This is a genomic window from Clostridium sp. C1, from assembly GCF_018223625.1.
Classification (GTDB): Bacteria; Bacillota_I; Bacilli_A; order Erysipelotrichales; family Coprobacillaceae; genus Allocoprobacillus.
In genome coordinates, this window is record NZ_CP073631.1 from 1,706,121 (window position 1) to 1,720,739 (window position 14,619).

Annotated in this window: 15 protein-coding genes; 8 read left to right on the forward strand and 7 right to left on the reverse strand. The window is 30.9% G+C overall.

Annotated elements, in window-relative coordinates:
- Window positions 1-48: 48 nt before the first annotated feature.
- From KEC48_RS09240 to KEC48_RS09260, 5 genes are all read right to left on the reverse strand, one after another.
- Entirely contained in the window at window positions 49-2,445 is a 2,397-nt protein-coding gene (locus KEC48_RS09240; protein ID WP_087357753.1) for a glycogen/starch/alpha-glucan phosphorylase, read from the reverse strand.
- Window positions 2,446-2,461: 16 nt separating this feature from the next.
- Entirely contained in the window at window positions 2,462-4,333 is a 1,872-nt protein-coding gene (gene glgB / locus KEC48_RS09245) for a 1,4-alpha-glucan branching protein GlgB (RefSeq protein ID WP_211962034.1), read from the reverse strand.
- A gap of 305 nt (window positions 4,334-4,638) precedes the next feature.
- Window positions 4,639-4,854, reverse strand: coding sequence for a helix-turn-helix transcriptional regulator (locus tag KEC48_RS09250; protein ID WP_087357751.1), 216 nt, complete (start codon window positions 4,852-4,854; stop codon window positions 4,639-4,641).
- Window positions 4,855-4,928: 74 nt separating this feature from the next.
- Window positions 4,929-5,165 (reverse strand): hypothetical protein, encoded by a 237-nt coding sequence (locus tag KEC48_RS09255; RefSeq protein WP_211962035.1) that lies wholly within the window; start codon window positions 5,163-5,165, stop codon window positions 4,929-4,931.
- Between the two features lie 18 nt (window positions 5,166-5,183).
- The gene (locus tag KEC48_RS09260; RefSeq protein ID WP_205089456.1) at window positions 5,184-6,170 is read right to left on the reverse strand and encodes a nucleoid-associated protein; all 987 of its coding nucleotides are present in this window, start codon (window positions 6,168-6,170) and stop codon (window positions 5,184-5,186) included.
- Between the two features lie 79 nt (window positions 6,171-6,249).
- Between KEC48_RS09260 and KEC48_RS09265 the strand changes: the two genes are divergently transcribed.
- Genes KEC48_RS09265 through KEC48_RS09280 form a run of 4 tightly spaced genes read left to right on the forward strand, consistent with a single transcriptional unit; the run spans window position 6,250 to window position 8,169 of the window.
- Window positions 6,250-6,954 carry a YaaA family protein gene (locus KEC48_RS09265; protein ID WP_211962036.1) on the forward strand — a complete coding sequence of 235 codons (705 nt, stop codon included), beginning with the start codon at window positions 6,250-6,252 and terminating at the stop codon, window positions 6,952-6,954.
- A gap of 11 nt (window positions 6,955-6,965) precedes the next feature.
- Entirely contained in the window at window positions 6,966-7,205 is a 240-nt protein-coding gene (locus tag KEC48_RS09270) for a hypothetical protein (protein WP_205089458.1), read from the forward strand.
- Window positions 7,202-7,837 carry an N-acetyltransferase gene (locus KEC48_RS09275; protein WP_211962037.1) on the forward strand — a complete coding sequence of 212 codons (636 nt, stop codon included), beginning with the start codon at window positions 7,202-7,204 and terminating at the stop codon, window positions 7,835-7,837. Before KEC48_RS09270 ends, KEC48_RS09275 begins: the two co-directional genes overlap by 4 nt.
- Before the next feature lie 2 nt (window positions 7,838-7,839).
- Complete coding sequence (locus tag KEC48_RS09280) at window positions 7,840-8,169, forward strand: inorganic pyrophosphatase (RefSeq protein ID WP_249191338.1); 330 nt, start codon at window positions 7,840-7,842, stop codon at window positions 8,167-8,169.
- Window positions 8,170-8,195: 26 nt separating this feature from the next.
- On the opposite strand, the gene KEC48_RS09285 is transcribed toward KEC48_RS09280, so the two are convergent.
- Window positions 8,196-8,741, reverse strand: a complete 546-nt coding sequence (locus KEC48_RS09285) for a DJ-1 family glyoxalase III (RefSeq protein ID WP_211962038.1) — start codon at window positions 8,739-8,741, stop codon at window positions 8,196-8,198.
- A 114-nt stretch (window positions 8,742-8,855) separates the two neighbouring features.
- Here KEC48_RS09285 and KEC48_RS09290 point away from each other — a divergent pair, with 114 nt between their 5' ends.
- Window positions 8,856-10,025: an AI-2E family transporter gene (locus tag KEC48_RS09290; RefSeq protein ID WP_211962039.1), complete on the forward strand. Its 1,170-nt coding sequence runs from the start codon at window positions 8,856-8,858 to the stop codon at window positions 10,023-10,025.
- A gap of 24 nt (window positions 10,026-10,049) precedes the next feature.
- Here KEC48_RS09290 and KEC48_RS09295 read toward each other — a convergent pair whose 3' ends face one another.
- Window positions 10,050-10,784 carry a nitroreductase family protein gene (locus KEC48_RS09295; RefSeq protein ID WP_087357743.1) on the reverse strand — a complete coding sequence of 245 codons (735 nt, stop codon included), beginning with the start codon at window positions 10,782-10,784 and terminating at the stop codon, window positions 10,050-10,052.
- Window positions 10,785-10,879: 95 nt separating this feature from the next.
- On the opposite strand from KEC48_RS09295, the gene pepT reads away from it, so the two are divergent.
- From pepT to KEC48_RS09310, 3 genes are all read left to right on the forward strand, one after another.
- Window positions 10,880-12,103, forward strand: coding sequence for a peptidase T (pepT, locus tag KEC48_RS09300; RefSeq protein WP_211962040.1), 1,224 nt, complete (start codon window positions 10,880-10,882; stop codon window positions 12,101-12,103).
- Window positions 12,104-13,474, forward strand: coding sequence for an aminopeptidase (locus KEC48_RS09305; RefSeq protein ID WP_211962041.1), 1,371 nt, complete (start codon window positions 12,104-12,106; stop codon window positions 13,472-13,474). It abuts the gene before it with no gap.
- Window positions 13,475-13,557: 83 nt separating this feature from the next.
- Window positions 13,558-14,619: a hypothetical protein gene (locus tag KEC48_RS09310; RefSeq protein WP_211962042.1), complete on the forward strand. Its 1,062-nt coding sequence runs from the start codon at window positions 13,558-13,560 to the stop codon at window positions 14,617-14,619.

Genomic DNA, 14,619 nt, shown 5'->3' on the forward strand with positions numbered 1-14,619 from the left:
ATAAAAAACCAACAAAATAAGTGACCTTACTTCATTGGTTTTCTGTTTTTATCTTTTCACTCTATCTAATTTCCAGATATCTTTTACATATTCTTCAATTGTACGATCTGATGAGAAATATCCAGACTGTGCAATATTGACAAGACACATCTTAGACCATTTTGCGCGATCACGATACAATTCATCAACTTTTGCCTGTGCTTTTAAGTAAGCTTCAAAATCTGCAAATAAGAAGTATTCATCATTACGATTCATCAATTCATCAAAAATCATTCTAAATTCTTCTCTTGAAGCATGGAATGTTCCATCAACTAATGAATCAACAACATTTTTAATACGAGGATCATTATTATAATAATCCCATGCATTATATTGTCCATTCCATCTTAATTCATTGATTTCATTATCTTTTAAACCAAAGATAATCACATTGTCATCGCCAACACGTTCAGCAATTTCTACATTTGCACCATCAAGTGTCCCTACAGTGACAGCACCATTCATCATGAACTTCATGTTACCTGTTCCACTTGCTTCTTTTCCAGCTGTAGAAATCTGTTCAGAAACATCTGCAGCAGGCATAATCTTTTCAGCAATTGTAACACCATAGTTTTCAATAAAGACAACCTTTAAATAAGCATTTGTATCTGGATCATTATTCACAACATCAGCAACACTGTTGATTAATTTGATAACTTTCTTTGCAAAATAGTAAGCAGGAGCTGCTTTTGCACCAAAGATAAATGTTCTTGGATAAATCTTAAATTCAGGATTCATCTTCATTTGTTGATATAAGTAAATCACATGCATAATATTTAATAACTGACGTTTATAGGCATGTAGTCTTTTGACTTGAATATCGAAAATACTGTTTACATCTACTTTGATACCATTGTGTTTATAAATATAATCAGCTAAAACTTGTTTTCTTTGTTGTTTCACATTGTAGAATTTACCTTGAACAATGGAATCATCTACATAATCCATGAGTTTTTCTAATTCTTCTGGATGTTTAATCCAATCATCACCAATTGTTTCATTTAATAATGAAGTTAATTCTGGATTAGAGTAAGCCAACCATCTACGATGTGTAATTCCATTTGTTTTGTTATTGAATTTCTTTGGATATAAGAAATAGAAGTCTTTCATTTCCTGTTCCATTAAAATTTGTGTATGAAGTCTGGCAACACCATTGACACTAAAGCTTCCAACAATCGCAAGGTGTGCCATATGCACTTGTCCATCTTTTAAAATCATCACACGATTTAATAAATCTTCATCGTTATCACTGATATGTTTCACATAACCAATAAATCTTCTATTGATTTCTTCAATAATCTGATAAACTCTTGGAAGTAATGCCTGCATTGTTGAAATTGGCCATTTTTCCAAGGCTTCTGATAAGATTGTATGATTTGTATAGGCACATGTTTGTGTTGTAATATGCCATGCTTCATCCCAATCCATATCATATTCATCAATTAAGATTCTCATCAATTCAGGAATCACCAAAACTGGATGTGTATCATTTAACTGAATAACATTCTTTTCATGGAAATTAGATAATGATGGATAAACTCTTAAATGATTTTTAATAATAGCACGTAATCCTGCTGATACAAAGAAATATTGTTGTTTTAAACGTAATGTACGTCCAGCAAGTGTTGAATCATCTGGATATAATGTCTGACAGATATCTCTGACTTCTTGAGCATATTGTCTAAAATCTTTATTAGATGGAATTTCATCACTTGGTTCTGAAGACCATAAACGGAGTGTATTTGTGACAGTTGTATCATTACCAACAATTGGCATATCATAAGGAACAGCCTTGACACATTCAGCATCCACATGATCCCATTTTCCAGTTTCTTCATTCCATACAACACGTCCCCAGAATTTAACATCAACAGCATGTTTAGGTTTTCTCACTTCCCACATATTTCCTAATTTTAACCATTGATCAGGAACTTCAACTTGATATCCATTTTCAATTTTCTGTTTAAATAAACCATATTCATAACGAATTGTATTTCCAAAAGCTGGATAAGAAAGTGAAGCCAATGAATCCATGAAACAAGCAGCCAATCTTCCTAAACCACCATTTCCAAGACCTGCATCAGATTCCAATTCTTCCAAATCATGAATATTAATACCATAATCAGCTAATCCTTCTTTAGCGATTTCATAAATTCCTAAATTCATCATGTTGTTGACTAGTAAACGTCCAATCAAAAACTCCATAGAGAAATAATGAACCTGTTTTTGATAATTTGTTCTTGTTGCCATTTTTGTCATAGCCCAATTGACAGAAGCATAGTCACGAACCATTCTTTCAAGTGTCATAAATTTTTCAGTAATATGTGACTCCTCAACTGTACGTCCGTAAGATTCGATAATTCTTCTTGAAAATTCATATTTAAATTCTTCTTTTGTCTTAAACATATCTCGTCTCCCTCAACTATTTTCTTTTCAATTCAAATATCATACTCGAAAATGGTGCAATGTCAACCAAAATCGAATTTTCTTTGTTTACAGCGTGTATTTTTTGTGATTTAATAGCACGTTTATTCGTAAAATTGCTACCAGTGTAATAATCTGTATCTGTGTTAATGATTTCCTTATAAGTTCCTGCTACAGGAACAGGAATACGATAACCATGATGTGTATTTCCTACAAAATTCATAACACAAACAAGCACTTCCCCATCCGGTGCATAACGTGCATAAGCAAAGACACTTTGTTTCATATCATCCACAACTAACCATTCAAATCCTTCTGGATAGTAATCATATTGATATAAAGCCGGATGTTTTAAAATCAGATGATTTAAATCACTAAAATATCTATGGAATGAATCATGTTGTGGATATTTTAATAATACCCATCCTAATGCTTTCTTTTCATCCCATTCTTTATATTCAGCCAGCTCATTTCCCATAAAGTTTAATTTCTTACCTGGATGTGTCATCATATATAAGTATAAAGACTTACACTGAGCGAATTTCTGATCATTATTCCCCCACATTTTATCTAGAATTGTGCCTTTACTATGAACCACTTCATCATGTGAGAAAGGCAAAATATAATTTTCACGATAGAAATACATCATAGAAAAAGTCAGTTTATTGTGAACATCTGGGTATTGTCGATAAATTGGATCCTTTTTAAAATAAGCCAATGTATCATTCATCCAACCTAAATCCCATTTATAATCAAATCCAAGTCCTCCAGATTGTGGAGCTGTTGTGACATTTGGATAATCAGTTGAATCTTCCGCAATCAACATGACACCAGGAAATAATCCATTCATATGCGAATTCATACGTTTCATGAATTCAATGGCACCATCATTGACACCACGTTCTTTATTTCCTTTCCAATAAATCAAATTACTAATCGCATCAAAACGAATACCATCCACATGAAAGTAATTCGCCCAGAAATGAACAGAAGACATCAAGAAACTACGTACTTCTTCTCTACCCAAATCAAAATAACAGCTATCCCATTCTGTATATCTTAAATTGATATCTGGATATTCGTAAACAAAGCCCCCATCAAATTGATGCAATCCATGTCCATCTTTTACAAAATGAGCAGGTACAAAATCCATAATCACGCCAATATTATTTTTATGACAAGCATTGATAAATGCCATTAATTGTTTTGGATTACCGTAACGACTTGTTGCACTAAAATATCCTGTTGCCTGATATCCCCATGACCCATCAAAAGGAAATTCAGTTAAAGGCATTAATTCAATATGTGAGAACCCATTTTCTACAACATAAGGAATGATCTGATCAATCATTTCTTCATAGCTGCAATATTCACCATCTTCTTCATCAGTAAAATCTTTTTTCATTTTCCATGAACCAATATTAGCTTCATAGATATTCAAAACTTTATCAAAATTCTTTGTGCGCTTATTTAACCAACGTTTATCAGCCCATCTAAAACCATCAATTTTATAAACCTTAGAAGCTGTTCCCGGTCTTAATTCACTAAAGTAAGCATAAGGATCAGCACGATCCACCCAAGAACCATTAGGTATTTCAATACGATATTTATATGTATCATATTGTTTGATTTTAGGAATAAATAAAGTATATATACCACCATCTGTATATTTTTCCATATAGTGATTTTCACCATTCCATTTGTTGAAATCACCTACAACCTGCACACTTCTAGCATTTGGAGCATAAACAGTAAATCTTACACCTTTTTGCCCATCCATTTCTTCAAAATGTGCACCAAAAACTTTATACATCTCTAAACAGTTTCCTTCATGGAAAAGCTGAATCAAAAAGTTATCTAATTGTGCCATAGTCAAACCCCTTTCATAGTTTTTATTATACATGAAAACGCTTAAAAAATCACTCTTTTTATTTATAGCGAATAAACAAAAAAAGAAATACAAGAATATATATGCAAATTCTTAATATTTCTTTTATCCTCTCATAACAAACAATAACTCATATTTTAAAGTTTTTTTGTTGCCTATTGAGTATACTATTAAAATAATCATAACTGTTTCATTATCAATTAAAAAAATCAATATATACTTTGATATAAGTTTGTAAAAAAAGATTCGAAATTTAACTATCGAATCCTTATAACATTCATAAACTCTTATATTTTTTGATTATCTTCTTTAATAAATTCAATAACATCATTAGGTGTACAATCCAATGCCACACATAGTTTTTCCAAAGTAAAAGTTGAAATTCCTTTGCCATGTTTAATATTATGAATTGTTCTTGAATTCAATCCATGGACATGAATCAAAGTATATGTTGTTATGGATTTGTCTTTCATTGTCTTAAATAATGGAGCATAACTGATCATCGTATCACAACCTTTATACTATTATGCCCATTTCTTAAGATGATGAATATATTGAAAAAAGTAACTATGAAATATCAAGACAATAATAAAAAGCATGATTTCAAATCATACTTTCTATCAAAACATTCATCTTGAATTATAATAGTTTGTTGTGGACATGTTGTTTCATTCATATAACAACAGATACAAGATATTCTTTGAAAAGCAGGATAGTCCTCATCATCTGTTGTCACATCATCCATTGGGCATGTGTCAATGCAACAACTACAACGGATACATTTTTCACAATCTAATACTAAAATTGGATTCATGTTTTCCCCTCATTTAGATTACTTTACAATCACTTCACTAACATCTTTTAATAAAATAGAATATGTTCCATCTTCCTGTTTAACCTTTTCCACCTTATCACCAGATAGATATTCCTCAATTGGTAAACTAATCTCAATTTCATCATCTAATACCAGTTTACATTTATCCATAGCTGTTAATGATAAACTTTCAATCTGATCTTCTTCACCAATTCCTAAGTCTTTCATCATAATTTCACTTTCTTCTTGTGCCTGTCCATCTTTTTCTAATACCTTTTTGACAATTTCTAAAGGTTTAACAGGTTGATTAGTATCAATTTTTTCCTGTATTTCATGTTTCATTAAAGGCAACGCTTTTCCATCATTAACATTATAAATATCATCCATCTTTCTCACAACTTTTTTCATGGTTGATATTTTCTGCTTATCTGTTAGCTTTTCTTCACCTTTAATCCACTGTGCATTTAAATAAAAATCCAATTTCCCATCAATGTTATATTTCTTTTCAATTAAAAATAACTTTTTCGCATCCACATTCACAATAATCGCTTCATCTACCGGTGAACCCATTGTTGGTAAAACCTGTTTTTTAGTAATACGAATATTGTTTTCATCAATCACACTCATGGGAATATAACGATAATTCAGTTTTAAAGCACCGACATATCTTTCCCCGTTTTTATAACAATCTACAAATAAAACATTACTGTTAGGCATTTCTTCAATCACTGAGCCTAAAGCAAATAATTTGTCCGTCATTTCATGAGCCTGTTTGATAAATTCTTCTTGACTTTCAATCATTTTTTCACTTCTTAACATCATCTCATGTAAAGAACCAACCGTTAATTCTTTTAAAGAAGGAGAATTTAAGGCTTTCTCTACTTTTTTACGATAATAATCTATAGATGTTTCATTCATGTCTACAAAATCAGTAGAATGATAAATCTTACGATGTTCAAAATCCAGCATATGCATTAATATTTTATTGATTACAATTGTATTCACATTATCACCCTGCAAAATTATAACATATTTCTTTATCGAAGACATTAAATACTTTATAATAATCTCGAGGTGAAATAATATGAAAATTGTCATTGCCCCAAGTAAAACAATGAAATATCAAAAGGTTCCTTTTGTTGGTAGTGAACCTTTGTTTCAAGAAGAAACACAATATCTTACAAACATTTTAAAACAATATAATGATGAACAGTTATGTCAGCTCATGAAAATATCTTATAAACAGGCAACTCAAGTTTATCAGTATTTTCATGATGAACAGACTGCTCATCCTGCTTTAGCTTTTTATCAAGGAACAGTTTTTAAACAACTTGAATTAGCATCTTATATGAATCATCAAGACTACTTATCTGAACACTTATGTATTTTAGATGCTTACTATGGTGTTTTAAAATACAATACTTTAATAACGCCTTATCGTTTAGATATGACAATGAAACCTGATCATATCAACTTATATGATTATTGGTATACACCTTTATATCAATATTTTGAACAAGTTGATTTCATTATTTCTTTAGCTTCTAAAGAATTTACCAATATGTTAAGACATCCTCATATTTATTTTATAGATTTCATTATCAACGATCATGGGAAAACGAAAAGAAACGCTATGATTATCAAAAAAGCCAGAGGTCAAATGTTAAATCAAATGATTTTAAATGAGATCAAAACATTGGATGAATTGAAAACACTCAATATTGATGGTTTTACGTATCAGCCAGATTATAATCAAGAAGGGACTCTTGCCTTCGTCAAAAATATGTAAAGGGGACTGTTATGTTAAAAAGTGAAAAAGTTATTATCATTGGAATTGGATCTTTTATAGGGTTGTTTATCTTGAACTCTTATTTTTTATCTTATATTCTATCATTTCTTATTGTAGGTGGAGATGAATATGTACTCTCCTATCTGATGCCCATATATAGTGGGATTGCTCTTATTGGGGCTATTATTATTTGTTGTAGCTATGTTATTATTAAAAAAATAAATCAACTGAGGGAGGAAACAAACAAGTGATAACAATCCGTCATGAAACACCTGATGATTACACAACCGTAGAAAATATCATTAGACAATCCTTTTATAATGTTTATATGCCCGGATGTTATGAACATTATTTAGCCCATATTATACGTCAACATGAAGATTTTATCCATGAACTAGACTTTGTTTTAGAAAAAGATGGAAAAATTATTGGTCAAATCATGTATACCAAAGCAAAGCTTATAGATGAAAATAAAAATGAAAAAGTTGTTCTCACTTTTGGTCCTGTCTGCATTTTACCTGAATATCAAAAACAGGGTTATGGAAAAAGACTGATTGAACATTCAATGAAAGAAGCCTATCAGCTTGGATATGATACCATTGTGATTATGGGACATCCTCGAACATATGTTCGTTTTGGATTTCAAAGTTGTAAAGATTTACATGTCAGTCTGGAAAATGGAAAATATCCTACTGCCTTGCTGGTGAAAACTTTAGTGCCTCATGTTTTAGATCATCACTCATGGACTTATTATGAAAGCCCTGCTATGGCATTTGATCCACAAGTTGCGAAAGATTTTGATGATTCCTTAGAAAAAATGGAAAAGAAACATCTTGCCAGTCAAGATGAATTTGCGATTATCAGTCGCTCATTTATAGAATAACTATGCAAGTTACCGTGACTATTGATCGTCCTATGGGTAGTTTTCACCCTCAACATAAAAATCTATATTATCCTATTAACTATGGATACATCGAAGGAATCATGGGTGGTGATGGAGAGTATCAAGATGCTTATGTCATTGGTATTGATACACCTTTATCTCATTTTACAGGAGAAGTCATTGCGATTATTCATCGTTTCAATGATAATGAAGATAAATGGGTTGTTGCTCCTACATCAAAAACCTATACAAAAAAAGAAATAGAACACTATGTCTATTTCCAAGAACAATTCTTTGAATATGAAATTGAAATGATGATTCCACATTTCTAACAACTTTCTATGAAAGAAGTCGTTTTTTATTTCACTAAATAATGATACTGCATACCTTCACGAATATCTTTTGAAGGTTGACCAAGTTTTTCTAAAATAGTATAAGCAAATTCTAAAGCAGCAGCTGGTCCACGTCCAGTAATGATATTCTGATCACAACATACTAATACATCCTGATAAATCCCTGAAGGGATTTCTTTTTCAAATCCTGGATAACATGTAAATTTTTTTCCTGCAACAACATCTGCTTTTTCTAATGAAATAGGTCCTGCACAAATGGCAGCAATCCATTTCTTTTGTTGATTAAATGTCTTCAAAATATCAATAACTCTTTCATCATCACGAAGTGAAGTCGCTCCCGGTAATCCTCCTGGCAACACAACCATATCAGCTTCATAAACACTTTCATCAAACATTTGATCAACTTTTATCTCAATACCATGAGAACTTGTCACTGACAAAGCATCCATCCCTATCATTTGACATGTCATATTTGCACGTCTTAAAACATCTACAACACTTAATGCTTCTAATTCTTCAAATCCATCTTTAAATAAAACTGCAGCTTTCATTTTCAATTCCTCCTTACTTTTTATCTATTTTAACATGTTTTGATATCATAAACAATCAGCTACACTTTTATATATAATTGTGTTATGATAGTAAACATAAAAGAAGGTGAATCTATGATTGACAAAACCCAAATCGTTAAAAATAACAAAACAATTTTCTATTTAACTTATGCTATTATATTAGCATTTGTTGTGTTTAACTATGAAACAGTATTTTCTATGCTAAGTGATATATTATCTCTTGCAACACCATTTTATATTGCGATAATCATAGCATTTGTTTTAAATATCCCTATGCGTAATATCGAACATTTGTATGGTAAGAAAATAAAACGTCATGGTTTAAAAAGAGGTTTAAGTATTGCGACAACATTATTATTAGCTATTATCTTAATTATTCTCTTTTCCTCATTCATTATTCCTAGACTTGGTGAAAGTATTGCTTTAATTATCACAAATATTTTTAATTATGCTGATCGTTTAGTGACAATGATTAATGACACACTAGCTCATTTTAACATTAATTATGCGATTAACTATGATTCTATTCAAGAAGCACTGACAAATCTTGATTTGAATCATCTACTTTCACAAAGTGGAAATCTGTTAGGAAATGCTGGTATTAACATTATCTTCCAGTCTATTGGTATTTTTGGTGTTTTTATTAATACAATTACATCTTTTATTATGGCAATCTATTTACTAGCCAATAAAGAAGCACATCTTAGACAATTAAAGAAAATTGTTACTTTTCTCTTTGGTTATCATCGTTCCTTAGTCATCTTTGATATTGGTGCCGAAGCTAATCATTATTTTAATGGTTTTGTTTCTGGTCAGTTGTTAGAAAGCTGTATTTTAATGTTTTTAATGTATGTTGGTTTTAAAATAACAGGACTTCCTTTTCCAGAATTGATTGCCTTTATTATTGGACTTGCCAGTTTAATTCCAATGTTTGGAGGATATTTTGGTTTTGCGGTTGGCTTTATCCTTGTCTTAGCTATCAATTCTACTCAAGCAATCATCTTTACAATCTGTTTTGTGATTATTCAACAGTTTGAAGCTAATATCATTTATCCTCGCGTTGTCGGTGGAGCCGTTGGTATTTCTGGATTATATGTCTTACTTTCATTAGTTATTTTTGGAAATCTCTTTGGTTTCTTTGGACTATTGATTGCTGTACCAAGCATGGCTTTAATTTATGCTGTTGGAAGTCGTGTTGTTAATATTTCTTTATATCGTAACCATATTGAAATTACGGATAAAACGATTAAAAAATTTGATTAAAAAGCAGACAAAATTGTCTGTTTTTTATTTTGTCCATGATTCAATGATTTTTCGAACAGAACGATTCATTTCTTGATGATATTGAGCAAAAAACTTTCTTTTTGCAAAAGCTTGAATATAGCTTTGTAATTGTTGTTCACTTCTTCCACTTTGTTTGATAAACATTTGTTTTGTTTCATCCATACTTTTATGATGATAAGTATTTACACTCACCATATCATTGATATCAAAACGTGGTGGTTTTTGACGATTTTGTTGTTGTGGTGTTGGTTTTCCAAAAACAACAAGTGTCGCAGGTACAGCATATTTTGGTAAATCAAAAAGTTCTTGATGAATTTCAAAGTTTTCCAATATATCCCCAATATAACAAGAACCAATACCTAATGACCATGCTCCCATAACAGCGTTTTGAGCTGCAATCATCGCATCTTCTAGAGCTAATATCATATCAGCTTCTTCAAGTTTAAAGTCTTCATCATGATAGGCACAATACATATCATACCATTTTTGATAATCTGCTAAAAACAATAAAACAAGTGGTGCCTGACTGATAAAAGGCTGATGATCACAAGTATTAGCCAATTGATCTTTAAGTTGTTGATCTTGAACATCAATGATTGAATAGAGTGCCATATTTCCAGCTGTTGGAGCTTGAATAGCTGATTGTAAAATCATATTCTTTTCTTCTAAAGTTATCTTTTCATCACGATAAGCACGAACAGATTTTCTTTCTATAAGTTCTTTGATAATCTGGTTCATTTTTTCTTCCTCCTATACCTATTTAATTATATCATAATCATGGATTATTTAAACAAATGCATGTATAATAATAAACAGAAAGCGAGGGACGATGAATGAATATAGAAGAAAGATTTTTGAAATATATTAGTTTTGATACACAATCTGATCCTCAATCTTCAACAACACCTTCTTCTATGAAACAATTAGAATTAGGAAAGTATCTTGTTGAAGAAATGAAAAAGATTGGTATTGAAGATGCACGTTTAGATCAAAGTGGTATTGTTTATGGAACAATTCCAGCTCGTGGAGAGCATCATGGTCCAGCCATTGGATTTGTAGCTCATATGGATACATCACCAGATGCTTCTGGACAAAATGTAAAACCACAGGTCATTAGAGATTATCAGGGAGATACAATCTGTTTAAATCAAGAAAAAAACTTATATCTTGATCCTCATGAGTTCCCTGAATTGTTGAATGTCATTCATCATGATTTAATCACAACGGATGGAACAACGTTACTTGGTGCAGATGATAAAGCAGGTGTTGCGATTATCATGAGTATGGCTGAATACCTTTATCATCATCCAGAATTCAACCATAGTGATATTAAAATTGCCTTTACGCCTGATGAAGAAGTGGGTAGAGGAACTGAAAATTTTGATATAGATGGTTTTAAAGCAGATTATGCCTATACAATTGATGGAGGTAATATTGCTGAAATTGAATATGAAAACTTTAATGCTTTTAGTGCAGTTGTTGAAATTACAGGAAAAAGCATTCATCCCGGAAGTGCTAAAAATGCGATGATTAATTCTATTCATATTGCTCAAGAATTTGATGCGATGTTACCTGTTCATGCCAGACCAGAATATACTGAAGGTTATGAAGGTTTTAATCATTTGCATGATATTCAAGGTAATTGTGAAAAAACAATCATGGGGTATATCATTAGAAATCATGACCTTGCATTAGCGAAAAAACAATGTCAGGATTTTGAAAATATTGCTAGTTTTCTCAATCAAAAATATGGGTATGATATGATCAAAGTCACTATTCAACAAGACTATTTGAATATGCGTGAACATATTGAACAACATATGTATATTGTAGATAACGCTATGGCAGCCATGAAAGAATGTGGTATTGAACCTTATGCTGTTCCCATTCGTGGAGGAACTGATGGTGCTAATCTCACATATATGGGACTTCCTTGTCCAAATCTAGGAACTGGTGGATATAATTTTCATGGACCTTTTGAATATGTATCTATCACAATGATGAAAAAACAAGTAGAAGTTCTATTAAAAATAATTGAAAGAAATGAGGTAATGTAAATGTACGCAAAAAATGCATGGAATAAATATAAAGATAATCAGTATAAAGATGTTATGGATTTTAATGAAGGATACAAAGCATTTTTATCTTCAAGTAAAACAGAAAGAGCTTGTGTTAAAGAATCTGTTGAATTAGCTCAAAAAGCTGGTTTTCAAGATATTCAAGATTTACAGAGCTTAAAAGCTGGTGATAAATTTTATGTTATCAATAAAGATAAAAATTTAGCTTTATTTATTATGGGTGAAAAACCTTTAACTGATGGAATGAGAATTTTAGGTGCTCATATTGATTCACCACGTTTAGATTTAAAACAAAATCCTCTTTATGAAAGTGATGGTTTTGCTTTATTAGATACTCATTATTATGGTGGAGTTAAAAAATATCAATGGGTGACTATTCCTTTATCTTTATATGGTGTTGTGATTAAAAAAGATGGAACAAAGGTAGATGTTGTGATTGGTGAAGATGATCATGATCCAGTTGTGGGTATCACTGATTTATTGATTCACTTATCTGCTGATCAATTACAAAAAACTGCTGCTAAAGTCATTGAAGGTGAAAACTTAGATGTAACATTAGGAAGCATTCCTTTAAAAGATACTGAAAAAGATGCTGTGAAAGCGAATGTTTTAAGACTTCTTAAAGAAAAATATGATATTGAAGAAGAAGATTTCTTAAGTGCTGAAATAGAAGTTGTTCCTAGTGGAAAAGCCAGAGATTATGGATTAGATAGAAGTATGGTAATGGGATATGGTCATGATGACCGTGTATGTGCTTATACATCATTAAAAGCTATTTTAGATATTCAGGAAATCCCACAATATACATCTTGTTGTATTTTGGTAGATAAAGAAGAAATTGGTAGTGTTGGTGCAACTGGTGCACAATCTTTATTCTTTGAAAATACAATTGCTCAAATCTTACACTTATGTGGTGATGATACATTCTTATCTGTTAGAAAAGCTTTAGCTCATTCTATGATGTTATCAAGTGATGTCAGTGCTGGTTTTGATCCACTTTATAAGGAAGTGAATGATCCTAAAAATGCTGCTTATTTAGGAAATGGTATTGTTTTCAATAAATATACAGGTGCTCGTGGTAAGAGTGGTAGCAATGATGCTAATCCTGAATACTTTGCTAAAATAAGAAATGTTATGGATCAAAACGGTATTCATTTCCAAACTGCTGAACTTGGTAAAGTTGATCAAGGTGGTGGAGGTACTATTGCCTACATCTTAGGAAATTATGATATGAATGTTATTGATGCAGGAATTGCTGTTTTAAACATGCATGCTCCTCATGAAATTGTATCAAAAGTCGATGTTTATGAAGCTTACTTAGCTTATACACAATTCTTACTTCAATTATAAAAGCTCATCATGAGCTTTTTTTCTTTCATAGACAAGTGATTATCTCTTTGATATAATAAGCCCATTAAGGAGGTTACACAACCATGAAATTTATGATTATGAACTATAAACCATACGAATATGAATTATTACAAACCAAACTTAATAAACTTGGTCAACAGGGTTACATAACTCAAGAACTATCATTCGTTACAATCTTTAATAAAGTTGATTATCCTGTTTATTATCATATAGATTTTCACAAAACTATCGGTTCTACAAAAATAGAACGTCAAAAAGATAAAGATGCTTTTGCTAGAAAATATCAACAAAAAGGATATCAACCTATTTATGCAAAACATCATATGTTTGTTTTTGTTTCTAAAAAACAAAAAGACCTTCCTTTTTCTTGGGAAGATAAAAAAGATATAGCAACTGGTTCATTTAAAATTCTTTCATTTATTGGATTTTTTATATCTCTCGTTGCTTTAACCTTATTTTCTCAGTATTTATATAATGCCAGTTTTGATAAGTTTACGAGTTATGGAATTACACTTGCCTATATTGGTATCCTTCTCCTTTTTATAACTTCCATTTTTAGAAATTACTTTAGTTTTCATCAAATGAGTACAATGCATCATCAACTCAAAAATGGAATACCTCACTTTTCTTTAAAAACACTCAAGTCAATGAGAATCGTTTATTTCATTTTATCATTACTAACAATTATTCTTATCTTTGGTGGATTAATTGAAGATGTATTCAATCAAAAATCATTCCATCAACAAGAGCATCAGGTCATTCAATTAAGTGATTTTCAAATTGATAAGGAAACATCTTTCTCAAGTCAAACTTATTCAAGTTTTACTATCCCACATACATACATTTCATTAGAAGAAGCAAAAGATGGAAACGAAGCCCTTTATATCAAAGAATTTGAATTTCCATCTCCAGAAAAAGCCAAACAAAGATTTACTGAAATAAAAGATTTACCAAGTTTATATGCTGGAAATCATGCTGTTATTGATGGATCATTATTATATGGGTATTATGATGATGAAATTGTTTCATTAACACTTTTACATAATCAGTCTGTTACAATCATTATCCCTTCATTTACATTAACAGAAGAAAACATTCAAATCATTTCACAATTTTATGCATAA

Bases quoted from the DNA above. Each gene is read 5' to 3' on its own strand.
- KEC48_RS09265 (WP_211962036.1), top strand. From the start codon at position 6,250: ATGAAAATTGTCATTGCCCCAAGTAAAACAATGAAATATCAAAAGGTT.
- KEC48_RS09280 (WP_249191338.1), top strand. From the start codon at position 7,840: ATGCAAGTTACCGTGACTATTGATCGTCCTATGGGTAGTTTTCACCCT.
- KEC48_RS09295 (WP_087357743.1), bottom strand. From the start codon at position 10,784: ATGAACCAGATTATCAAAGAACTTATAGAAAGAAAATCTGTTCGTGCT.
- KEC48_RS09270 (WP_205089458.1), top strand. From the start codon at position 6,966: ATGTTAAAAAGTGAAAAAGTTATTATCATTGGAATTGGATCTTTTATA.
- KEC48_RS09305 (WP_211962041.1), top strand. From the start codon at position 12,104: ATGTACGCAAAAAATGCATGGAATAAATATAAAGATAATCAGTATAAA.
- KEC48_RS09310 (WP_211962042.1), top strand. From the start codon at position 13,558: ATGAAATTTATGATTATGAACTATAAACCATACGAATATGAATTATTA.
- KEC48_RS09290 (WP_211962039.1), top strand. From the start codon at position 8,856: ATGATTGACAAAACCCAAATCGTTAAAAATAACAAAACAATTTTCTAT.
- KEC48_RS09285 (WP_211962038.1), bottom strand. From the start codon at position 8,741: ATGAAAGCTGCAGTTTTATTTAAAGATGGATTTGAAGAATTAGAAGCA.
- KEC48_RS09250 (WP_087357751.1), bottom strand. From the start codon at position 4,854: ATGATCAGTTATGCTCCATTATTTAAGACAATGAAAGACAAATCCATA.
- KEC48_RS09255 (WP_211962035.1), bottom strand. From the start codon at position 5,165: ATGAATCCAATTTTAGTATTAGATTGTGAAAAATGTATCCGTTGTAGT.
- KEC48_RS09240 (WP_087357753.1), bottom strand. From the start codon at position 2,445: ATGTTTAAGACAAAAGAAGAATTTAAATATGAATTTTCAAGAAGAATT.
- glgB (WP_211962034.1), bottom strand. From the start codon at position 4,333: ATGGCACAATTAGATAACTTTTTGATTCAGCTTTTCCATGAAGGAAAC.
- pepT (WP_211962040.1), top strand. From the start codon at position 10,880: ATGAATATAGAAGAAAGATTTTTGAAATATATTAGTTTTGATACACAA.